A 21,332-nucleotide genomic window follows, 5' to 3' on the forward strand; every position below is an offset into this window, starting at 1 on the left:
AACGCGGCGGTTCTCGTCGCAGCCGGAAGAGTGATCATCGAGCAGCGGCCCGTCCCCACGCCCCGCGCCGACGAGGTCCTCGTCCGCGTGACGGCGGTCGGTGTCTGCGGATCGGACGTGCACTTCTACCACGACGGTCACCTCGGCGACTGGACCGTCACTGAACCGCTCGTGCTCGGACACGAGTCCGGCGGGGTCATCGTGGCTGTGGGCGACGATGTCGACTCCGCGCGCGTGGGCGAGCGAGTATCCATCGAGCCCCAGCGCCCGTCGACGACGTCTGCGGAGACGATGCGCGGCGACTACAACCTCGACCCGCACATGCGCTTCTACGCCGTACCGGGAACGGACGGCGCGTTCCAGGAGTACGTCACCATCCAGAGCCACTTCGCGCACGCCGTCCCTGAGAGCGTCAGCGATCACGCAGCCGCCCTCATGGAGCCTCTGTCGGTGGCGATCGCCACCGCCCGCAAGGCTTGCTTCACCCCTGGCGACCGGGTCCTCATCACCGGCGCCGGCCCCGTCGGTATCGCGATCGCACAGGTGGCGCGCGCCTTCGGTGCGAGCGAGGTGATCGTCTCGGACATCTCGGCACAGCGGCGAGATGCAGCGCTGGCCTTCGGAGCCACGTCCACCTTCGACCCCACCGTCTCCACCCCCACCGAGGCCGCCCCGGCGGTCGACTCCTTCGTCGACGCATCGGGGGCGGCCTCGGCGGTGCGGGGAGGCATCGAGGCAGTGCGTCCCGGAGGACGCGTCGTCCTGGTGGGCATGGGCGCCAGCGAGATCGCCCTTCCGATCACGGCGATCCAGAACCGCGAGCTGGTGCTCACCGGGGTGTTCCGATATGCCAACACGTGGCCGACTGCGATCTCGCTCGTCGCGACGGGACAGGTGGACCTGGACGGGATGGTGACGGGCACCTTCGGTCTGGGCGAGGTGCGGGAGGCTCTCGATTCGACCGGAGATCCGACGACGATCAAGAGCGTCGTCGAGCCCACACGTCTTCGTTAGCCTGGAACGGCGCCGCGGTCCCGGCGCATCACCCTCCAGCAGACGGGACGACGCGTGACGCCCACCACCCGCCTCGAGGCGCCGGGCTGGCGCACGTGGACCGTGTGGACGGTGGGGGTCGTCGCCTACGTCGTATCGATCATCAACCGCACCTCGTTGTCGTCGGTCGGCGTCGACGCCGCGGTGCGGTTCGACGCCGATGCCTCGGCACTGTCGATGTTCGCGGTCATCCAGCTGGCCGTCTACGGCGCGCTCCAGGTGCCGGTGGGCCTCGTGCTGGACCGCGTCGGCGCGCGACCGGTGATCGCCACCGGGATGGTGCTCATGGCGGTGGGGCAGCTCGTGATGGCCTTTGCGGACGCGGTGGGCATCGGCATCCTGGCACGCGTGCTCATCGGCGCGGGCGACGCCGCGGTGTTCCCGAGCGTGCTCCGCGTGATCGCCACCTGGTTCCCAGCCCAGCGCTCGCCGGTGCTCGTGCAGCTGACGGGCATCATCGGGCAGCTCGGGCAGATCGTGGCGGTCGCTCCGCTGGCGGCGCTGCTGCACGCGACCTCGTGGAGCGTGGCGTTCGGCAGCCTCGCGGGCCTGGCCGTCCTCTTCGCGGTCCTGACGTTCGCGATCATCCGCAACCGACCACCGGAGCGGCGCGCCGACCCGGTCGACACCACGGTCGACACCGACACCGGGGCGATCCGGGTCGTGCGATCCTCGGCCGACCTGCGTGAGGGGTTTCGGGAGTCGTGGGCGCACCCGGCCACGCGGCTCGGGTTCTGGTCGCACTTCACCACCCCGTTCGCGGGGACGGCGTTCGTGCTGCTGTGGGGATTCCCCTTCCTCACGGCGGGGCAGGGCTTGAGTCCCGCAGCGGCGTCGCTCGTGATGAGCTCGCTCGTGCTGTTCAGCATCGTGGCCGGCCCCATCATCGGAGCGCTGTCGAGCCGGCATCCGACGCGCCGGTCCCGCTGGCTCGTCCTGCCGACCGTCGCACTGCAGGCCGTCGTCTGGCTCGTGGTGATCGCCTGGCCGGGACCCGCCCCGGTGTGGCTTCTCATCGTGCTGATGGTCGCCCTGGCCACCGGCGGATCGGCCTCGATGATCGCCTTCGACCATGCCCGCACCTTCAATCCGTCGCACCGCCTCAGCACGGCGACCGGCATCGTCAACGGCGGCGGGTTCCTCGCCGCACTCATCGCCATCCTGTTCATCGGCATCGCCATGGACGTGCAGGGCGCCGGCACGCCCGACACCTACTCGCTCGACGCATTCCGGATCGCGTTCCTCACGCAGCTGCCGCTGTGGCTGCTCGGCTCGATCGCGATCGTCATCGAACGCCGTCGCACGATCCGCCACATCGGAGGGCCCGAGAACTACCCGTGGTGAATCTCCCCTCGACCCCACCGGGCACGCTGCGGCTTCTCCGCCGCCGGTCCGGAGCTCGTCGTGCGCTGCTGGCGACCACGGCGGCCACCATCGCCGTCGCCGTCGCCGGTGTCTGCATCGTCGTCGGCTGGCTGCCCACCGGAGCCGACCGGGCGCGGGCCGCGGCCGGCCCCGGGATGAGCGCCGACGATGTGTCCGCGCAGATCGCGGCGGGCTCCGCGTCGCTGGCCTCGATGGGTCCCGCCCTGGTCGTGGTCGTGCTGCTGAGCGCAGCCGCCGCGGCCGCCCGGCTGAGCGGACTGCGCGGCGCCTCGCGCGAAGCCGAATCGGCGGTGCTGCGGGCTCGCGGGCTGTCGCGTGCGCAGGTCCTCGTCATTGAACTGCGGGAAGCCGCGATCATCGCCGGCACGGGCGGAGCGGCGGGGTGGGTCCTCGGGCTGGGCGTGCTCATCGCGCTGGGCGCGGGGACCGAACGGGGCCTGTCGACGTGGCCGGTCGCCGCCGCCGCATCGACGGCACTCGGCGCCGTCGTCGTCGGCGCGACCATGCTCGCGGTGCGGCGTCCGGCATCCACGATCCGCGCGCGCGGCGCCCGGGCGGCCACAGCCGCCTCGGTGGTGCTGCTGGGCACGGGGGTCGTCGTGGTGCTGACCCAGCTCGGCACGGCGCTCACCCGCGGCGTCGATCCGATCGTCGTCGTCGCCCCGTCGGTCGTGCTGCTCGCCGCCGCGTTCACCTCCGTCGCCGCGTTCGCGGGCTTCGCGGCCCTCGCAGACCGCTCCAGCGGGCTCGGTCCCGCCCTCGTGCCGTCGCTGCCGACGCGACAGCTCGCCCGTCGCCTTCCGGTCTACGCCGTCGTCGTGGCGCTGGTCGCGCTGACGGCGGCGCAGGCGGTCTTCGCTGCCGCCTACGACGGCACCTGGACCCGAACCGCCGAGGTCTCGGCAGCCCTGCGCGCCGGCGCCGACCTTCGCGCTGACCTGGCCGGCGATCCTGTCACGCCGCAGCTGGTCGCCGACACGGCAGAGGTGGCCGGCGTGGACGACGCTGCGGCCGCCCTGATCGCAGCCGTCGAGTTCGGCGGGACCGACGCCGGGATCGTCGCCCTGCCTGCGGCTGCGGCTGCGGCTGTGATCCCCCGGGCGACCGGCCTGGACACCCGCGCATTGACGGAGGCGTTGACCAGCCGCCCCGCAACGGTGGCCATCGATCCGCTGGCCATGGATGGCGACCGCGTGCGCCTCGCGGCGACGCTGGACACCGAGCGCGTCGCCGTCGCGGAACGCGTGGGGCTCTCGATCGTCGTGCTCGATGCGCGGGGAACCCCTGCCACGATCCGGTTGGACGCCCTGAGTCTCGATCGGGCCTCAGGCGCCGGGGACGGCATCCGCATCGTCGCCGAAACCGACCTGCCGAGCGCGGCGGGTCCGTGGCGCCTGCTCGCCGTGACCGCCTCGCTGCGCGCGGGCGCGGGAACAGCCGCTGTCGAGATATCGCTGTCGCCCACGGGCTCTATACCGGCCGAGGGCACCGGCGTGCTCTCGGCCGACTCGGGCACGGTCGTGCTGTGGCGAGGCGAGCACCCCATCGAGGGGCCACCGCCGGTCGCAGCCGCGATGTCGGCTCCGCTCGCCGAACGTCTGGGCGCCGGCGTGGGCGACACCCTCGAGTTCCGTTATGCGGGTGCCGGGCGCCGCGGTGAGATCGTGGTCGCCGCCGTCGTGCCCGTCGTCCCCGGTGCCGCCGAGCCGGACGCGGTCTTCGTGCCGCTCGAAGAGCTGACGCTGTCGATGCTGCAGCGCGGCACGTCGATCATCGCCCCCGGCTCGGTGTGGGCCTCGGGAACTCCGGATGCCGCAACGGCACTTCAGTCGATGGTGGACGGCCAGGTCACCACAGCCCGGCCGGGTGTGGCGGCGACGGTCGCCGGGTCGCTCGTGGCGGGGTGGTGGATCGCGACGGCCGCGGCGGTCGTCCTCGCCGTGGTGGGGGTGATCGCCGCCCTGCAGACGCTGTCGACCGCGCGCCGCGGCGAGGTCGCGGCGCTGCGCGCACTGGGGGTGCCCGCGCGCGCCCAGGCGAACGCGCGGATGCTCGAACTGGCAGCCGTCGTGGCCGGTGCCCTCCTCCTCGGCGTCGGCACCGGCGCGGTCGCCGCGGCGCTGACCGTGCCGCGTCTCGTCGACGCGGTCGTCGCGCAGGTCGGCGCGGCGACTCCGGCCATCGCCGGCATCCCGCTCGTCGCCGCTCTCGCGGCACTCGCCGTCGGACTGGGCGGCGCGGCCGCGTGGACCGCGCGAGACGTGCGACGCCTCGCGTCGCGGGCGACCGTCGGAGAGGACGCGCGATGAGTCACCGCCTCTCGGTCGCCGCGATGCTGCTCCGGCACCTGCGCGCCGGGCTGCGCGGGGGCGTGGCGGTCTTCGCCCTGGTCCTCCTCGTCTCGAGCGTCGCGGCGGCCACCCCGGCTGCGCTGTCGGCGCTCGGCGACGCCGCGCTGGACGACCGCCTCGCGGGACTGCCCGCCACCGTCCGCGACGTCGAGGCGACCGCGCCCGAACCCCCGCAACTGGACCCCGCCGCTGTCGCGGCGGACGACGTGTGGGCCGGTTTCACCTCGGCACTCGAACGGGTCCGCGAGGGCGCCGACGATCCGCTGCCCTCGCTGCTCGACCCGGCACGCGTCATCGTCCGCAGTGACGGGACTCCGCTGGGCGAGGGGCGGGCGCCCGACCTGCTGAGCCTCGCCGCCGACCCGCGCTTCGCCGAGGAGATCACGATCGCCGAGGGGAGGCTGCCCGCGCCCCCCGAGGAGGCCGTGGACGCGGCATCCGGCTCGAGTCGGCTCGAGGTCGTGCTGTCGACGCGCACCGCCGACGAGCTGCAGTGGGCGGTGGGCGAGGTGCGCGGTGTGCGCGTGTTCGTCGACGCCTTCGACATCGAGCTCGTCGGCGTCTTCGAACCGGCCGACCCGAACGGCGGCTACTGGCAGCACGTCCGGTCCGTCCTCGAGCCGAGCGTGTTCGACGACGGCAACGCCCCCCGCGTGGTCACCGCCACCGCATTCGTCCACCCCGCGCAGGCGGCGATGCTGGACATGTTCGGCAGGGCGACGACGACGACCTGGTACCCGTTGAGCACCCGTGCACTGGATTCCGGGAACGCTGACACGGCAGCGGCCGCGCTGCGCGGCTTCACCGCCGCCGCGCAGACGCTCGGCGACCCGGCCGCCGGCCCGGGCATCCAGACCCTCCGCTTCGAGGCGCCGCTCGCGACCGAGCTCGAGACGGCGACGGCGCAGCAGGGGGCGACCACCGCCGTCCTGGCGATGATGATCGCCGGCCCCGCGGGCGTGGCGGCCGCCGTGCTGCTCCTCGCGTGCCGGCTGATCGTCGAGCGGCGTCGCGCCGGCATCCGGCTGCTCTCGGCGCGCGGAGCCTCTCACGCTCAGCTGCGGGCGCTGCTCGGAGCCGAGGGCCTGATGGTCGGCGCGCTGCCCGCCGTCATCGGCATCGGGCTGGTCGCCGCGGCCGACGCCCTGCGGGACGGGACGGGACTGCCGCCCGCGAGCGTGGTGGCGGCGGGGATGCCGGGGCTCGCGGTGGTCTTCATCCTCGCGGTGCTGGCTCCGACAGCTGCTGAACGGCGTACGCGCACCGACGTCGGGCGGGGCGCGCCCCGGCGACGGCTGATCGCCGAGGCCGTGGTCCTCATCCTGACCGTCGTCGCGGTCGTGCTGCTGTTCGTCCGCGGTCCGTCGTCGCAGCTCGACCCGCTGATCCCGGCGACCCCGCTGCTGCTGGCCCTCACCGCCTGCCTGATCACGTTGCGGCTGTATCCCCTGCCTCTGGGCGCGATTCTCGCGCGGGCCCGCAGCCGTTCGGGGTTCGTGGCCTTCCTGGGGGCCGCGCGCACACTCCGGGAACCGTCGATCGGCGTCACGCCGGTTCTCGCCCTGGTTGTCGGGATGTCGGTCGCGGTGTCATCCGGCGTGCTGCTCTCGACGCTGCAGACGGGTATCGACGAGGCTGCGGGAGCGCGCGTGGGCGCCGACGTCCGCATCTCGGGCGACACCTTCACGCGAGACGACCTCGACCGGGTGCGCGGCATCGATGGCGTCGCCGCCGCGACCGGGCTGTCGGGCTTCGAACCCGTGGAACTGCGCATCGACGGCGAGCGGCGCCCCGCCTTCGCGATCGTGGTCGAAGGCGAGCGGCTCCGCGAGGTGCAGGGGGCGATCCCCGGGCTGCTGCCCGAAGGAGTCTCGGTCGTGCCCGCGGGCGAATCGGTTCCGGTGGTGATCGGCGGCGCGACGGCCGAGCTGGTGGGCGACTCGGCAGACGTCCGGGTCGGGGATGTCGAGGTCGAGGTCGTCGGAGTCAGTCGCGGGCCGAATCCCGTGGGCGCGCGCGACAACTGGATCGTGCTCGACGAGTCGGCGGCCGCAGAGGCGGCCGGCCGCGACCCGGTCGATCGCACCGTCCTCGTGCGGTTCGACGACGCGGCGACGCCGAGCGAGGTCGTGGACCGACTGACGGAGACGCTCGGTGACGTCCGGGTCGACACGATCGAAGACCTGCGCGAGGAGGCGCGATCCGGCGTCGCCGTCGCGGGCACGCGATCCGCCCTGCTCGCCGCAACCGCTCTGGCCGCCCTGCTGTCGGCGGTCGCGATCGCCCTGACGATCATCCTGGCCTCGGGCGCACGCCAGCGCGTGGTCGCGCTCCTGCGTACCCTCGGCGCGTCATCGCGCCGCGTCGCCCCCCTTCTGCTGTGGGAGATCGCGCCGCCTGCCGTGGCGGCCGTGGTCGGGGGCACCGTGTTCGGCCTGCTGATCCCCGTCGTCGTCCTGGCGGGGGTCGATCTGCGGCCCTTCACCGGATCCACCGTGCAGCCGCTCTACACCGCGGATGCCGCCACGCTCGCCGTCACGATCGGCGGGTTCGTGGCGATCGCACTGGTGTCCACCGCCGGCGCGGTCGTCGCCGGCCGCCGCGTGGGGGCGGCATCCGCCCTGCGCCTCGTCGAGGAAGGATAGTCATCATGCCCATGGAGGATCCGAGCGCCGACATCCTGTGCGTCGACCTGGTGCGCATCTTCACGGCCCAGGGCGTCGAGGTGCAGGCGCTGCAGGGACTGAACCTGCGCATCGGGCGGGGCGAGCTCGTCGCGGTCGTCGGCGCATCCGGGTCGGGGAAGTCCACGCTCCTGTCGATCCTGTCGAGTCTGGACCGGCCGACGGCGGGGGCGGCGTGGGTGGCGGGACACGACCTGTTGACCATGAAGGAGAAGGAGCGCGTGGAGTTCCGTCGGGCGAGCGTCGGATTCGTCTGGCAGCAGACGTCGCGGAACCTGCTGCCCTACCTCACCGCGGCCGAGAACGTCGGCGCCGCGCTCGCCGTGGCCGGACGGGTCCGGGGCGCGTCGGCGCGGCGCACCCGCGTCGCCGAACTGCTGGATCTGCTCGAGGTCTCGCACTGCGCCGATCGATCGCCCGCCGCGATGTCGGGCGGCGAGCAGCAGCGGGTCGCCATCGCCGTCGGGATCGCGAACGAGCCCCGCGTGCTGCTGGCCGACGAACCCACCGGCGAACTCGACGACGTCACCAGCGCGCACGTTCTCGAGGCCATGCGCGCGGTGAACCACGAGCTCGGGGTGACGACCCTGATCGTCACGCACGACCCGGGGGTCTCCGAGCACGTGGCTCGCACCGTGCAGATGCGGGACGGGCGGACCTCGACCGAGGTCCTGCGGTCGACGCAGCGCGACGAGCACGGCACCGAGCGGCACGTGGCCGAGGAGTACGCGGTGCTCGACAGGGTGGGACGCCTGCAGCTGCCCGACGAGTTCGTCGCCACGCTCGGCTTGAGCGAGCGGGTGCGACTGGCCCTCGAACCCGATCACGTCGGCGTCTGGCCCGGGCGGGAGAACCGCGGCGGTGCTCCCGCCGCCGACGACGCAGAGGAGGACGGGCGATGACCCCGGCCATCCGTGCCGAGCGCGTCAGCCGCACCTTCCCGTCGCCTGCGGGCGAGGTCCACGCGTGCGTCGACGTCGACCTGACGGTCGCCCCCGGCGAGCTGCTGGTGGTGCGCGGAGCCTCGGGGGCGGGAAAGACCACGCTGCTCAACCTGCTCGGCGGCCTCGACCTCCCGACCGCCGGCCGGGTGTGGGTGGGTGGGGTCGAGACCACGGCGCTGGACGAAGACGCCTTGGCCCGGATGCGGCGCGAACACGTCGGATTCGTCTTCCAGTCCTTCGGGCTGCTGCCTGTGCTGACCGCGTCCGAGAATGTGGAGCTGCCGCTGCGCATCGCCCGCATCGACCCTCGGGAACGGGACGCGCGCGTGGCGGAGGCGCTGGACCTGGTCGGTCTCGGGGCGCACGCCGCGCAGCGACCGGGCGAGCTGTCGGGCGGTCAGCAGCAGCGGGTCGGCATCGCGCGGGCCGTGGTCGCCCGCCCGCGCGTGCTGCTCGCGGACGAGCCGACCGGTCAGCTCGACTCGCGGACGGCAGCCTCGATCATGGACGTCATCGAAGATCTGGTGCGCACGCAGGACCTCGCGGCCGTCGTCACCACCCACGATCCCCTGCTGGCGGCCCGCGCCGATCGCGTCATCGAGCTGCACGACGGACGCGTGACGAGCTCGAGCGGCGGCGGCACCGCGTAGGCGTCACCCGATGCGGTGCTCGTGGATCTCGGACTCCAGCGTCGCGCCGTTGAGCTCGAGGTAGATCCGCTGCTCGGTGACCGAGAGGGTCAGCGCGTTGCGCCGCTCCAGTCGCGCGGCGACGTCGTCGACGAATCCCGGGTCGAAGCTCCGCAGGACGATCTCGTCGCCGCGGTGGATGCGTTTGCCCGCCCACGGACCGCGCACCTTCTCGGGGTCGCGGTGGGTGTAGACGACGACGCGCTCGGCGAGCCTGCTGCCGTGGTGCAGCCGCTCGGCATCCGGAGCGCCGATCTCGATCCACGTGAGCAGCCGCCCCGTGAGATCGCGCACCACCACCGCGGGCTCCTCGGTCGACGAGATGCCCTCGCCGAACGCGATGCCCTCTGTGTACTCGAGCCCGTACGCGAGCACGCGCGTCACCATGTAGGCGTCCGTCTCGGACGGGTGCCTGGCGACCCGCAGGGCGAGATCGTCGTACACACCCCGGTCGACGTCCGCCAGCTGGACCGTGAAGGTGTACATCGTCGAACCGAGGGCCATAGCGATCGAGCCTACGCGGCGGTTCCGTTCACGACCGTCGCCCCGGCATCCGGCGTGCGATCAGCTTGCGCAGCTCGTCGAGCCACAGCACGGACGAGGCGACGGCGATCGCGATCGCCCAGTCGACGAGGCCGAGGGCGGTGGTGTCGAAGAACGCCTGAAGGAACGGGGTGTAGACCAGCGCGACCTGCAGCGCGACAACGACGCCCAGCGAGATCCACGACGCGCGGTTGCGCAGCAGCCTCGCCGAGAAGATGGTGGCCGCCCCGGCCCGAACGTTCAGCAGGTTGAACACCTGGAAGAACACGAAGGTCGTGAAGGCGAGCGTGAGGGTCTCGTCCGACGGTTCGGCGATGCCGCCGTCGCCGTGCAGCAGCAGCACCGCGAGTGTCCCCGCGGCCATGACGACCGCGCGGAAGACGATGCGAAGCCCCCGGGCGAGGGTGAGGAGGGGCTCGTCGACCGCGCGGGGCCGGCGCGTCATGATGTCGTCGGCGGGCCGTTCGACCGCGAGCGAGAGGGCGGGCGGGCCGTCCATCACCAGGTTCACGAGCAGGATCTGAATCGCGGTGAAGGGGGCTCCCCCCGCGATGCCGAAGATGCCGGCGGCGAGGAAGACCAGGAGGAATCCCCACGACGTCGTCAGCTGGAAGGTGAGGAAGCGCACGATGTTGTCGTAGATGCCGCGCCCCTCGCGCACCGCGCGGATGATCGTCGCGAAGTCGTCGTTGCGCAGCACCATCGCCGCGGCGCTCTTGGCCACGTCCGTGCCGGTGCGTCCCATGGCCACGCCGATGTCGGCCTGCTTGAGCGCGGGAGCGTCGTTCACCCCGTCGCCGGTCATCGCCACGATGTGACCGCCGCGCTGGAACGCTTCGACGACCCGGATCTTGTGCGCCGGCGACACGCGCGCGAGGACGCCGATGTCGCGCACCTCGCGCGTCAGCTCGGCGTCGTCGAGATCCTGGATGTCGGCGCCGGAGGCCGCCCGCCCGGTCACCCCGAGCTGCTCGGCGATCGCGGCGGCCGTGGTGATGTGGTCGCCGGTGATGACCTGCACGCCGATGCCGGCGCCGCGGGCGGCGTCGATGGCGTCCCGCGCGTCCGGCCGTGGCGGGTCGACGATGGCGATCAGCGCCAGCAGCTCCAGCGGCGGCAGGGCATCGAGCAGCGCGGCGGGGTCGGTGTCGCCCGGCACCGCGTCCAGGGTCGCGCGGGCGACCGCGAGGGTGCGCAGCCCCTTCTCCGCGTAGCCGACGGTGCGCTCGTGCAGGTCGTCGTAGGCGTCGGCCAGCCGGATGCGTGCGCCCTCGCGGCCGGCGACGGTCTCGGCGAGCTCGAAGACGACGCCGGGCGCCCCCTTCACGAACACATCGACCCGCCCGTCGTCACGCTCGTGATACGTGCCCATGAGCTTGTAGGAGGAGTCGAAAGGAAGCTCCGCCACGCGCGGACGACCTCGACGCGCAGCATCCGGATCGACGCCGAGCTTGTGGGCGAGCACGATCAGCGCACCCTCGGTCGGATCCCCCACGAGCTCGCCGTCGCGCACGGTCGCATCGGAGCACAGCGCCATCGCCTCGGCGGCGGCGCGCAGCAGCTCGGCCGGCGCGTCCGCGTCCTCGTCGGCGGCCTCGACAGCGCCGTCGGTGGCGTAGCCCTCGCCGTCGATCGTGAACTCGAGGGCGGCGACCACGAGACGTCGCGCGGTCATCTCGTTGAGGGTCAGGGTGCCGGTCTTGTCGGTGCAGATCTGCGTGGTGCTGCCGAGGGTCTCGACCGCCGACAGCCGCTTGAGGATCGCGCCGTGTCGGGCGAGGCGGGTCGCGCCGATCGCGAGGGTGAAGGCCACCACCGCTGTCACCCCCTCGGGGATGGTCGCGACCGCGAGCGATACCGAGGTCAGGATCAGGTCGACCAGCTCCGTGCCGCGAACCAGCCCGATCACGAAGACCACCGCGATCACGCCGAGGGCCAGGAGCGTCAAGACGGTCGCGAGCTGGTCGATGCGGCGCTGCAAAGGCGTCTTCTCGACGCCCGCCGAACCGATCATCTCGGCGATGCGGCCGATCTCGGTGCGCATGCCCGTGGCGGTCACGACCATCACCCCGCGGCCGCGACTGACCGTGGTCGAGCGGAAGAGGACGTTCCCGCGGTCGCCGAGCGCGGCATCGGGGGCGACCTCGACGTCGGCGTCCTTGCCCACCGGCGCCGATTCGCCGGTGAGCGCCGCCTCCTGCACCTCGAGCGCGGCCGTCTCGATGAGGCGCCCGTCGGCGGGCACGACCTCGCCCGCCTCGACGTGCACGATGTCGCCCGGCACGATCTCATCGTCGGGCAGCTCGCGGATGCGGCCGTCGCGCACGACGCGGGAGGTGGCGGTCTCGTCGTCGTCGAGCGCGGCGAGGTTCACCTCGGCCTGGCGCTCCTGCCAGACGTTGAGGATCGCGTTGGCGAGCACCACGACGAGGATCGCGATCGGCGTCTCCCACTCCCGCGCGACGACGGCGCTGACCACCGCGGCCACCAGCAGGACGATGATCATGCGGTCCTTGAACGAGCGCAGGAACTTGCGCCACAGCGGGTCGGGCACCTTCTCGTCCAGGGCGTTCGGGCCGACCTCTGCCAACCGGGCGCGGGCGCGCTCCTCGGTGAGCCCCTCGACGGTCGCGTCGAGGCCCGCGAGCGCCTGCTCCGCCGTCATCGCGTGCGCGTCGGGCGCGTCGGCGGGCATCGCGGTGGGGGTGTGGCTCATTCGAGGCTCCCGTCTGGGCCGGCTGAGTCCCACGCTAGTCAGATCGCGGGTTGCGCGGTGCGGGCGCGGCGTAGCCTGGGCGGATGGCCGACTCCCGCAACACGTACATCTCCGGCATCCCATTCGCCCTGACGCCGTCGTCGGGGTCCACATGGTCCACGGATGCCGCCTCCGCCGCCCTACGGGTCACGGCCGCCCCGCACAGCGACATCTTCGTCGACCCGACCGGCGCGGCCCAGGTCAACGCAGAGACGATGCTCAACGCCGTGACCCTCCTCGGCGAGGTGCCGGACGGCGACTTCCAGCTGCGGGCACGCGTCGAGGTGGAGTTCGCCGCGACCTTCGACGCCGGGGTGCTGCTGCTGTGGTTCGACGACCGGCACTGGGCGAAGCTGTGCTTCGAGTACTCCCCCGATCGTGAGCCGATGGTCGTCTCGGTCGTCTGCCGCGACGTCGCGGACGACGCGAACTCGTTCGTCGTCGAGGGCGGCGCGGTGTGGCTGCGGATCGCGCGCGCCGGCGGCGTGTACGCCTTCCACGCGTCGCTCGACGGCGTGACCTGGCGGTTCGTGCGCGTCTTCGCGCTCGAGGCGGACGTCGTCGCGCCCCGCCTCGGGTTCGAGGCCCAGTCCCCCACCGGCGAGGGCTGCGACGTGGCCTTCTCAGACGTGTCGTTCTCGACAGCCTCCCTCGCCGACATGCGCGACGGCTCCTGACCCCGCATCGGAACAGGGTAGAGCCATGGCGGCTCCGTGACCAACGGCAGGGGTGAGGATGCCGGGGACTGCCGTCACAGCAGGAAGCCGCGCAGCAGCGCTTCGGACCCGGCGAGGTGCTCCAGCACGGCCCGCTCAGCGGCATCCGGCCTGCCCGCGAGGATCGCCGTGACCAGCTGCTCGTGCTGAGCGTTGGAGTGCTCGATGTTCCGCGGCAGCAGCGGGAACGTGTCGAACCAGGTGTTCACGCGCGCCCGGTTCTCGGCGGCGAGCGCGACGAGCGACGGGATGCCCGCTATCTCGGCGATCGACAGATGCAGCAGGGTGTCGAGCCGGCGGTAGTCGGCCTCGTCCGCGGCCGTGGCGGCCTCGTGCCGGCGCCACAGGTCGTCTCGCGTCGCCGGGTCGAGCGTGCGCTCGGCGGCCGCGCGTGCCGCCCCCGCCTCGAGCACGCGGCGAAGACCCAGGACATCGTCGAGCTCGGCCGCATCCACGGGGGTCGGAGCGGTCTGGGGCAGCGGATCGGCGATGAACGTCCCGCCGTAACGCCCGCGGCGGCGCTCGAGGTAGCCCGCGTCGGCCAGTTCGCGGATCGCCTCTCGCACGGTGTCACGGCTCACGGCGTAGCGCAGCGCCAGCTCGCGCTCCGGCGGCAGCGACTCCCCCGGTGCGACCACCCCGAGCCGTATCGTCTGCACGAGCCGCGCGACGGTGTCTTCGAGTGCATTGCCCTCGCGCACCGGCCGGTACACCGCGCGCCTCACCTCGGGGAGCGGGCCGCCCGCGGCGCTCATCGCGGGCGGGCTCATAGCGGGGTGACGTAGGCGTTGGTGATCCCGCCGTCGACGACGAAGGCGGTCGCCGTGATGAACGAGGCGTCGTCCGACGCGAGGAACGCCACGGCTGCGGCCATCTCCTCGGGCTCGGCGAACCGTCCCATCGGCACGTGCACCAGCCGACGCTGCGCCCGCTCCGGGTCCTTGGCGAAGAGCTCCTGCAGCAGCGGCGTGTTCACCGGTCCCGGGCACAGGGCGTTGACGCGGACGCCCTGCCGGGCGAACTGCACGCCGAGCTCCCGCGTCATCGCCAGGACGCCGCCCTTGGACGCGGTGTACGAGATCTGCGACGTCGCCGAGCCGAGCAGCGCGACGAACGAGGCGGTGTTGATGATCGACCCGCGTCCAGCGGGGACCATGTGCCGCAGAGCGGCGCGCGAGCACAGGTACACGCTCTTGAGGTTGACGTCCTGCACGCGATCCCACGCGGGCAGCTCGGTCGTCTCGATGGAGTCGTCGTCGGCGGGCGAGATGCCGGCGTTGTTGAAGGCGATGTCGACGCTGCCGAGGTCGGCGGCGACCGAGTCGAAGAGCTGGTTGACGGATGCTTCGTCGGCGACGTCGACCGGACGGAACAGTCCGTCGACCTCGGTCGCCGCGCGCTCCCCCGAGGCGGGGTCCAGATCGGCGATCACCACGCGCGCACCCTCGGCGGCGAAGCGGCGGGCGGTCGCGAGGCCGATGCCCGATGCCCCACCGGTGATGATGGCGACGCGGTCCCGCAGGCGCTGGGTGAGATCGACGTTCATGGAACTTCCTCCTGGTGCTGGTGATGCTCGTGCTATGGCCGCGGAGATCAGTCCGCGGCGAAGAACACGTTCTTGGTCTCGGTGAAGTGCTCGGCGGCATCGGGGCCGAGCTCGCGCCCGAGGCCCGAGGCCTTCATCCCCCCGAACGGCGTCCAGTACCGCACCGAGGAGTGGGAGTTGACCGACAGCACTCCGCTCTTCACGCCGCGTGAGACCCGAAGGGCACGCCCCAGGTTCTGGGTCCAGATAGAACCTGCGAGGCCATAGACGGTGCTGTTGGCGAGCCGCACGGCGTCGGCCTCGTCGTCGAAGGGCATCACCGCCACGACGGGTCCGAACACCTCCTCCTGCGCGATGCGGTCGCCGGGCTCGGCGAGCACCACGGTGGGCGCGAACCAGAACCCGTCACCCTCGGGTGCGCTTCCGCGGAACGCCACGCGCGCGTCGTCGAGGAACCCGGCGACGGTGTCGCGATGGGATGCCGAGATGAGGGGTCCCATCTGCGTGTCATCGCGCGCCGGGTCACCCACCCGCCAGGCGGCGACGGCGGGCTCGAGAAGCTCGAGGAACCGGTCGTATGCCGAGCGCTCCACGAGGATGCGGCTGCGTGCGCAGCAGTCCTGGCCCGCATTGTCGAAGACCGCCCCGGGGGCTGCCGCGGCCGCCTGCTCGAGGTCTGCGTCGGCGAAGACCACATTCGCACTCTTGCCGCCCAGTTCGAGGGTCACCGGCTTCAGCATGCGGGCGCACCCCGCGGCGACGTCGACGCCGACTTCGGTCGAGCCGGTGAAGACGACCTTGCGCACGTCAGGGTGCGACACGAAACGCTGGCCGACGAGCGACCCCGATCCGGTGACGACCGTGAACAGCCCCTCCGGCAGGCCCGCCTCGAGCGCCAGCTCGCCCAGCCGCAGCGCGGTGAGCGGCGTGAGCTCGGCGGGCTTGAGGACGACGGCGTTGCCCGCAGCGAGAGCCGGAGCGAAGCCCCACGACGCGATCGTCATGGGGAAGTTCCACGGGACGATGATGCCGACCACGCCGTACGGCTCGTGGAAGGTGACATCCAGTCCCCCGGCGACGGGGATCTGCTGACCCGAGAGCCGCTCGGGTGCTCCGGCGTAGAAGTTCAGGACCTGCGCGACGTGTCCGGCCTCCCACCGGGCCGACTCGACCGGGTGACCCGAGTTGAGCACCTCGAGCTGAGCGAGTTCCTCCACGTGCGCGTCGACGACGCTCGCGAACCGCCGCAGCGCGTCGGCACGGGCGACCGGGGCGAGGTCGGCCCACCCGCGCTGCGCGGCCACCGCGCTCGCGATCGCGGCATCCACCTCGTCGAGGCTCGCCCGCGGGACGTCGCGGAACGCGCGACCGGTGGTGGGATCGACCAGGGTGAAGCTCATGTGACGGGTTCCTTCGCTCGGGCGTACGCGGCGGCCTGCGCGACCAGTCCCGCGAACAGCCTCTTGTCTTCAACGTTCTCCTCGGGGTGCCACTGCACGCCGACGAGGTAGCCCGGGCCCTCGGACTCGAACGCCTGCACGAGGCCGTCATCGGTCCGGGCCACGACCACGAGCCCTTCGCCGAGCCGGTCGACGCCCTGGTGGTGATAGCTGTGCACCGCGAACGGGCCGGCCCCCAGCATCCCCGCCAACCGGGTGTCGGGCGCGACCTCGACGATGTTGTCGGCGAACACGCCGCCGCCGATGCGGTATCGCTCCGTGCCGAGGGCTTCGGGCAGGTGCTGGTGCAGCGTGCCGCCGCGGGCGACGTTCACCAGCTGCAGTCCGCGGCAGATGGCCAGCACGGGGATGCCGCGCTCCTCGGCACCGCGGAAGAGCGCGAGCTCCCACGCGTCGCGATCCGGACGGGCGGGGTCGGTGAGCGGGTGCCGGTCCTGGCCGTACAGCTCGGGCTGGACGTCGAGTCCGCCGGTCAGGATGAGGCCGTCGAGGCCCTCGAGCACCGCAACCGCAGCGGCCTCGGGGTCGGGGTCGCCCTGCGGCGGAAGCAGCACGGCGATGCCCCCGGCAGCGGTCACCGATGCGAAGTACTGCTGCGGCAGAAAGGCCGCTCGCACATCCCAGACACCCTGCTTGGCCTGCTCGAGGTAGGTCGTCAGGCCGATGACGGGCGGGGCACTAGAGGCGTTCGAAACCACGCACCCGCTCCCAGTCCGTCACGGCCGCGTCATAGGCCTCCACCTCGATGCGCGCCTGGTTGAGGTAGTGCTCGACGACGTCGTCGCCGAACGCCTTGCGCGCGATCGCCGACTCGTCGAAGAGCTGCGCGGCCTCGCGCAGCGTCGTCGGCAGGTGGTCCACGCCGGCGGTGTAGGCATTGCCGGCGAGGGGATCCGGCAGCGGCAGTTCGTGCTCGATCCCGTGAAGACCGCCGGCGATGATCGCCGAGATCCCGAGGTAGGGATTGACGTCGCCGCCGGGAACCCGGTTCTCGACGCGGAGCGAGGGCCCGTGGCCGACGATGCGCAGCGCGCACGTGCGGTTGTCCACGCCCCACGCCACTCCCGTGGGCGCGAACGAGCCGCGCACGTACCGCTTGTAGGAGTTGATGGTCGGGGCGTACAGCAGCGTGAACTCGCGGAGGGTCGCCAGGATGCCGGCGATCCAGTGCTCCATGAACGGACTGAAGCCGTGGCGGCCCTCGCCGGCCATCACCGCCTCACCGGAGTCGGAGCGCACCGACAGGTGGATGTGGCAGCTGTTGCCCTCGCGCTGGTCGAACTTGGCCATGAACGTGATCGACTTGCCGTGGTCGCCCGCGATCGCCTTCGCGCCGTTCTTGTAGATGGTGTGCTGGTCGGCCGTCTCGCGCACCTCGGCGAAGCGGAAGGCGATCTCCTGCTGGCCGAGGTTGCACTCGCCTTTGACGCCTTCGGTGTAGAGCCCGGCGCCGTCCATCTTGAGACGGATGTCGCGCAGCAGCGGCTCGATGCGCCCCGAGGCGAGCAGGTCGTAGTCGACGTTGTAGTCGGTGGATGCCGTCAGATCGCGGTATCCCTTCCCCCACGCCTCGCGATACGTGTCGTCGAAGACGAGGAATTCGAGCTCGGTGCCGGAGTACGCGACCAGACCGCGCTCGGCCAGGCGCTCTCGCTGCCGGTCGAGGATCGCGCGGGGGGACTGCACGACGGGTCCGCCCTGCGGCCAGCCGAGGTCGGCGATCACCATGGCCGATCCCGGCATCCACGGGACCCGGCGCAGCGTCTCGAGATCGGGCATCAGCACCATGTCGCCGTAGCCGGTCTCCCAGCTCGACATCGTGTAGCCGTCGACGGTGTTCATGTCGACGTCGACCGAGAGCAGATAGTTGCAGGCTTCGGCGCCGTGGTCGCGGACCTCCTCCTGGAACAGCCGGGCCGACACCCGCTTGCCCACGAGGCGTCCCTGCGCGTCGGCGAAGGCGACGATGACGGTGTCGATCTCGCCCTCGGCGATGGCGGCGTCCAGTTGCGAGACGCTGAGGTTTCCCGGCATCCGTCGTCTCCTCACCTCACGCCGCCGAGGGGGATCCGACCGGCCGTGCGCGCGTCCACTGTAACGAGATTTCCCTCCTGAAAGGTAGACACAGCCAACCATTAGGGCCACAATCGTGCCCAGACGCGCACCCCAGCGTCGAGCGCGAGCGCACGGAGGACAGATGTCACGGTCGAGCGAGGTCAACGCGAAGGTCGCAGGAGCGACCTATACGCGTGCAGGCAAGGACTACTTCGAGAAGCGGGGGCTGACCCGCAGCGCCGGCATCTGGGGGCTGTGGGGCCTCGCTGTGGCCGCGGTCATCTCGGGCGACTTCTCGGGATGGAACTTCGGCATCGACTTCGCCGGCTTCGGCGGGATGCTGATCGCCTTCGCGATCCTCGTCGTCATGTACTACGGAATGATCTTCTCGATCGGAGAGATGGCCGCCGCCATGCCGCACACCGGCGGCGCCTACTCTTTCGCGCGGTCGGCGATGGGACCCTGGGGCGGCCTGGTCACGGGCGCCGCCGAGACCATCGAGTACGTCGCGACCACCGCCGTCATCGTCTACTTCTCGGCCTCGTACGCCGACGCGATCACGAGCGAGCTGCTCGGCGTCTCGTTGCCGGCCTGGGTGTGGTGGGCGATCCTCTACGCCGCCTTCGTGGGGCTCAACGCGGCGGGCGCGGCGATCTCGTTCAAGTTCGCGATCGTGGTCTCGGTGATCTCGATCGGGATCATCGTGGTCTTCTCGATCATGGCCCTCGCCTCGGGCGCCTTCCAGTGGGCGAACCTGTGGGACATCGCGCCCGACCCCGGCCAGACGGAGTTCCTGCCGCACGGCGTGCTGCCGATTTTGTTCGCCCTCCCGTTCGCGATGTGGTTCTTCCTGGGGATCGAAGAGCTCCCGCTCGCGGCCGAGGAGTCGCACAACCCCGTGCGCGACATCCCCCGCGCCGGATTCTGGGCGCGCGGCACCCTGATCGTGACCGGCCTGCTCGTGCTGTTCCTCAACACGGGCGTCATCGGCGCCGAAGCGACCGGCGTCGCGGGCGAACCGCTCCTGGACGGTTTCCGCGCCATCGTCGGAGACGAAGCCGCCGCCGTGCTGGCGCTGCTCGCGCTGGTCGGACTGCTCGCCTCGCTGCAGGGCATCATGTTCGCCTACGGACGCAACATGTATTCGCTCTCGCGCGCCGGCTACTACCCGCAGTTCCTGTCGCTCACCGGCAAGCGACGCACCCCATGGGTGTCGCTCCTGGTCGGCGCCGTCATCGGCTTCATCGCCCTCGCCATCCTCGACACCCTCGCGGCGTTCAACGAAGGAGCGGGCGCCGTCGCCGGTGCGATCGTGCTGAACATCGCCGTATGGGGCGCCGTGCTGGCGTACTTCCTTCAGATGGTGTCGTTCGTGATCCTGCGCAAGAAGCTTCCGGACGTCGAGCGGCCCTACCGCAGCCCGTGGGGCATCCCCGGCGCCGTCATCGCCGCCGTGATCGCCGCGCTGATCTTCGTGGGGTTCCTGCTGAACCCGACGTTCCTGCCGGCGATCATCGCGATCGTGGTGGTGTACATCATCATCCTCGCCGGCTTCGCCCTCTTCTTCCGCCACCGCCTCGTGCTCTCGCCCGAAGAGGAATACGCACTGTCGGGCGGCCGGCACGGCGACCCGCAGGAGGAGGGCTACGACGCCATGGAAGGCGAGGTCTTCGGCGACAAGCGGTAGGGGACGCCGCTGTCGGCCCTCCGCGCGACTGGGGATGCGCGGAGGGCTCTGGCGCGCTCACGGCACGGTGAACACGACCTCGGCGCCGGAGGGCACCGCGGTCGTCACGATCCGGGTGTCGAAGGTTGCCAGGCGCGCGTCGTTGGACGCCGCGAGGTGCAGCAGATAGGTATCGGTCACCTGCGAGCTCGACAGCAGCCGCTCCGTATGAACCGAACTGTCGAGGAGGCTGACCGCGTCGGGGAGGAAGACGTGGTCGGCATGCGCCGCAAGGCTCGCCAGACTCGCCAGCACCACCGGAGCCGGCTGACTGTTCGGGTACTTCGGGTTGCTCACGACGCGGATCACGCCGTTCTGCACAGTCGGGCTCGTGTGCCACCGGCCTTCCCGCTTCGAGAACCAGCGGTGCGCGCGCTCATGGTGCACGTGGAGCGGGTCGATCAGCGCGATGACCACGTTCACGTCGAGCAGATGCGCCATCAGGTGGCTTCGTCCCGCAGCTCGTTGACGTCCTTGAGGGTCGCCTTGCCCGCTGTCGCCGGTGCCGGCAGCAGGACGACGCCGTTCCGGGTGCTGTGGCGCCTGCGCTCGGTCAAGGTCGCCCGCGCAAGCTGCGAGAGGGCTTCTCCGAGGGTGAGGCCCCGCGCCGCGGCGAACTGTTTCGCCGCGGCCAGGACGTCGTCATCGATCGTGACCGTGGTTCTCATGCATCAATCATCACGCATCATGCATCGCGGCGGCAATGGCAGAGATCACGGACGTGCGCAAGCCCTCGCGCGGGGAGAGCGCCGAGGCGGATGCTGGAGCGACCGGCTCATGCGAGGCGGACCCCGAACGGAAGGATGACTGATGGTCACGCACAAGGTCGGCTACTTCGTGGGAAGCCTGTCGTCGACATCCATCAACCGCACACTGTCGAAGGCGCTCATCCGTCTCGCGCCGAAGGATCTGGAGTTCTCCGAGATTCCGATCGGCAACCTCCCCCTCTACAGCCCCGACTTCGACAGCGACTACCCGGCCGAGGCGACGGCGCTGAAAGAGGCGATCGCCGCTTCGGACGCGCTCCTCTTCCTCACGCCCGAGTACAACCGCTCCATACCGGGTGCCCTCAAGAACGCCATCGACTGGGCCTCGCGCCCGTGGGGCGAGAACTCCTTCGACCACATCCCCGCGGCCGTGATCGGCGCATCGGTCGGTCAGATCGGCACCGCCGTGGCGCAGCAGAGCCTGCGCGGCGTGCTCAGCTACTGCAACGCCCGGCAGATGACCGCGCCCGAGGCCTACATCCAGTTCTCCGACGAGGTGTTCACCCCGGAGGGCGAGGTGAAGGACGAAGGGCTCGAGACCTTCCTCCGCGAGTACATGACCGAGTTCCGCGATCACATCGAGCGCGTGCTCACGGTCCTCCCCCGAGACTGACCCGGCCCCTGGCGCGCGGCCGGCATCCGTTGCGGGCCGCGTGC

18 protein-coding genes are annotated in these 21,332 nt (G+C 71.6%); 9 read left to right on the forward strand and 9 right to left on the reverse strand.

The window, feature by feature from the left end; genetic code table 11:
- From Q9S36_RS38040 to Q9S36_RS38065, 6 genes are all read left to right on the forward strand, one after another.
- On the forward strand, positions 1–1,014 hold a 1,014-nt coding region (locus tag Q9S36_RS38040; protein ID WP_311289963.1), incomplete at its 5' end, for an NAD(P)-dependent alcohol dehydrogenase.
- 54 nt (positions 1,015–1,068) lie between these two features.
- The gene (locus tag Q9S36_RS38045; RefSeq protein WP_251453764.1) at positions 1,069–2,397 is read left to right on the forward strand and encodes a nitrate/nitrite transporter; all 1,329 of its coding nucleotides are present in this window, start codon (positions 1,069–1,071) and stop codon (positions 2,395–2,397) included.
- Positions 2,391–4,748: an FtsX-like permease family protein gene (locus Q9S36_RS38050; protein ID WP_311289964.1), complete on the forward strand. Its 2,358-nt coding sequence runs from the start codon at positions 2,391–2,393 to the stop codon at positions 4,746–4,748. Before Q9S36_RS38045 ends, Q9S36_RS38050 begins: the two co-directional genes overlap by 7 nt.
- A complete protein-coding gene (locus Q9S36_RS38055; protein ID WP_311289965.1) occupies positions 4,745–7,435 on the forward strand; it encodes an FtsX-like permease family protein in 2,691 nt (896 codons plus the stop codon). The genes Q9S36_RS38050 and Q9S36_RS38055 overlap by 4 nt, the downstream gene beginning before the upstream one ends.
- Positions 7,436–7,446: 11 nt before the next feature.
- Positions 7,447–8,376 (forward strand): ABC transporter ATP-binding protein, encoded by a 930-nt coding sequence (locus Q9S36_RS38060; RefSeq protein WP_311290022.1) that lies wholly within the window; start codon positions 7,447–7,449, stop codon positions 8,374–8,376.
- A complete protein-coding gene (locus tag Q9S36_RS38065) occupies positions 8,373–9,068 on the forward strand; it encodes an ABC transporter ATP-binding protein (protein ID WP_311289966.1) in 696 nt (231 codons plus the stop codon). The genes Q9S36_RS38060 and Q9S36_RS38065 overlap by 4 nt, the downstream gene beginning before the upstream one ends.
- A gap of 3 nt (positions 9,069–9,071) precedes the next feature.
- On the opposite strand, the gene Q9S36_RS38070 is transcribed toward Q9S36_RS38065, so the two are convergent.
- Together Q9S36_RS38070 and Q9S36_RS38075 are read right to left on the reverse strand one after the other, a co-directional pair.
- The gene (locus Q9S36_RS38070) at positions 9,072–9,611 is read right to left on the reverse strand and encodes a YaeQ family protein (RefSeq protein ID WP_311289967.1); all 540 of its coding nucleotides are present in this window, start codon (positions 9,609–9,611) and stop codon (positions 9,072–9,074) included.
- A gap of 28 nt (positions 9,612–9,639) precedes the next feature.
- On the reverse strand, positions 9,640–12,366 hold the full coding sequence (locus Q9S36_RS38075) for a cation-transporting P-type ATPase (RefSeq protein WP_311289968.1): 2,727 nt from the start codon (positions 12,364–12,366) through the stop codon (positions 9,640–9,642).
- A gap of 83 nt (positions 12,367–12,449) precedes the next feature.
- Between Q9S36_RS38075 and Q9S36_RS38080 the strand changes: the two genes are divergently transcribed.
- The gene (locus Q9S36_RS38080; protein WP_311289969.1) at positions 12,450–13,082 is read left to right on the forward strand and encodes a DUF1349 domain-containing protein; all 633 of its coding nucleotides are present in this window, start codon (positions 12,450–12,452) and stop codon (positions 13,080–13,082) included.
- Between the two features lie 74 nt (positions 13,083–13,156).
- Here the strand turns inward: Q9S36_RS38080 and Q9S36_RS38085 are convergent, their stop codons facing one another.
- The 5 genes from Q9S36_RS38085 to Q9S36_RS38105 are packed head-to-tail and all read right to left on the reverse strand — an operon-like array spanning position 13,157 to position 18,161.
- Complete coding sequence (locus Q9S36_RS38085) at positions 13,157–13,876, reverse strand: GntR family transcriptional regulator (RefSeq protein ID WP_311289970.1); 720 nt, start codon at positions 13,874–13,876, stop codon at positions 13,157–13,159.
- 11 nt (positions 13,877–13,887) lie between these two features.
- Positions 13,888–14,667, reverse strand: a complete 780-nt coding sequence (locus Q9S36_RS38090; protein WP_311289971.1) for a 3-oxoacyl-ACP reductase — start codon at positions 14,665–14,667, stop codon at positions 13,888–13,890.
- Between the two features lie 47 nt (positions 14,668–14,714).
- Positions 14,715–16,067 (reverse strand): aldehyde dehydrogenase family protein, encoded by a 1,353-nt coding sequence (locus tag Q9S36_RS38095; RefSeq protein ID WP_311289972.1) that lies wholly within the window; start codon positions 16,065–16,067, stop codon positions 14,715–14,717.
- On the reverse strand, positions 16,064–16,825 hold the full coding sequence (locus Q9S36_RS38100) for a gamma-glutamyl-gamma-aminobutyrate hydrolase family protein (RefSeq protein WP_311289973.1): 762 nt from the start codon (positions 16,823–16,825) through the stop codon (positions 16,064–16,066). Before Q9S36_RS38100 ends, Q9S36_RS38095 begins: the two co-directional genes overlap by 4 nt.
- A complete protein-coding gene (locus Q9S36_RS38105) occupies positions 16,806–18,161 on the reverse strand; it encodes a glutamine synthetase family protein (RefSeq protein ID WP_251453798.1) in 1,356 nt (451 codons plus the stop codon). Before Q9S36_RS38105 ends, Q9S36_RS38100 begins: the two co-directional genes overlap by 20 nt.
- A gap of 163 nt (positions 18,162–18,324) precedes the next feature.
- Here Q9S36_RS38105 and Q9S36_RS38110 point away from each other — a divergent pair, with 163 nt between their 5' ends.
- Positions 18,325–19,869 carry an amino acid permease gene (locus Q9S36_RS38110; protein ID WP_311289974.1) on the forward strand — a complete coding sequence of 515 codons (1,545 nt, stop codon included), beginning with the start codon at positions 18,325–18,327 and terminating at the stop codon, positions 19,867–19,869.
- 57 nt (positions 19,870–19,926) lie between these two features.
- Here Q9S36_RS38110 and Q9S36_RS38115 read toward each other — a convergent pair whose 3' ends face one another.
- Both Q9S36_RS38115 and Q9S36_RS38120 read right to left on the reverse strand, forming a co-directional pair.
- Complete coding sequence (locus Q9S36_RS38115; RefSeq protein ID WP_311289975.1) at positions 19,927–20,349, reverse strand: TA system VapC family ribonuclease toxin; 423 nt, start codon at positions 20,347–20,349, stop codon at positions 19,927–19,929.
- A complete protein-coding gene (locus Q9S36_RS38120; protein ID WP_311289976.1) occupies positions 20,349–20,576 on the reverse strand; it encodes a hypothetical protein in 228 nt (75 codons plus the stop codon). Before Q9S36_RS38120 ends, Q9S36_RS38115 begins: the two co-directional genes overlap by 1 nt.
- 142 nt (positions 20,577–20,718) lie before the next feature.
- Between Q9S36_RS38120 and Q9S36_RS38125 the strand changes: the two genes are divergently transcribed.
- On the forward strand, positions 20,719–21,288 hold the full coding sequence (locus Q9S36_RS38125) for an NADPH-dependent FMN reductase (RefSeq protein ID WP_251453802.1): 570 nt from the start codon (positions 20,719–20,721) through the stop codon (positions 21,286–21,288).
- Positions 21,289–21,332 lie beyond the last annotated feature (44 nt).

This window comes from Microbacterium sp. ARD31 (genome assembly GCF_031844425.1).

Excerpts from the sequence above, each read along its gene's own strand:
- Q9S36_RS38055 (WP_311289965.1), top strand. The coding sequence starts at position 4,745 with ATGAGTCACCGCCTCTCGGTCGCCGCGATGCTGCTCCGGCACCTGCGC.
- Q9S36_RS38060 (WP_311290022.1), top strand. The coding sequence starts at position 7,447 with ATGGAGGATCCGAGCGCCGACATCCTGTGCGTCGACCTGGTGCGCATC.
- Q9S36_RS38065 (WP_311289966.1), top strand. The coding sequence starts at position 8,373 with ATGACCCCGGCCATCCGTGCCGAGCGCGTCAGCCGCACCTTCCCGTCG.
- Q9S36_RS38070 (WP_311289967.1), bottom strand. The coding sequence starts at position 9,611 with ATGGCCCTCGGTTCGACGATGTACACCTTCACGGTCCAGCTGGCGGAC.
- Q9S36_RS38075 (WP_311289968.1), bottom strand. The coding sequence starts at position 12,366 with ATGAGCCACACCCCCACCGCGATGCCCGCCGACGCGCCCGACGCGCAC.
- Q9S36_RS38080 (WP_311289969.1), top strand. The coding sequence starts at position 12,450 with ATGGCCGACTCCCGCAACACGTACATCTCCGGCATCCCATTCGCCCTG.
- Q9S36_RS38085 (WP_311289970.1), bottom strand. The coding sequence starts at position 13,876 with ATGAGCGCCGCGGGCGGCCCGCTCCCCGAGGTGAGGCGCGCGGTGTAC.
- Q9S36_RS38090 (WP_311289971.1), bottom strand. The coding sequence starts at position 14,667 with ATGAACGTCGATCTCACCCAGCGCCTGCGGGACCGCGTCGCCATCATC.
- Q9S36_RS38095 (WP_311289972.1), bottom strand. The coding sequence starts at position 16,067 with ATGAGCTTCACCCTGGTCGATCCCACCACCGGTCGCGCGTTCCGCGAC.
- Q9S36_RS38105 (WP_251453798.1), bottom strand. The coding sequence starts at position 18,161 with ATGCCGGGAAACCTCAGCGTCTCGCAACTGGACGCCGCCATCGCCGAG.
- Q9S36_RS38110 (WP_311289974.1), top strand. The coding sequence starts at position 18,325 with ATGTCACGGTCGAGCGAGGTCAACGCGAAGGTCGCAGGAGCGACCTAT.
- Q9S36_RS38115 (WP_311289975.1), bottom strand. The coding sequence starts at position 20,349 with ATGGCGCATCTGCTCGACGTGAACGTGGTCATCGCGCTGATCGACCCG.
- Q9S36_RS38120 (WP_311289976.1), bottom strand. The coding sequence starts at position 20,576 with ATGAGAACCACGGTCACGATCGATGACGACGTCCTGGCCGCGGCGAAA.
- Q9S36_RS38125 (WP_251453802.1), top strand. The coding sequence starts at position 20,719 with ATGGTCACGCACAAGGTCGGCTACTTCGTGGGAAGCCTGTCGTCGACA.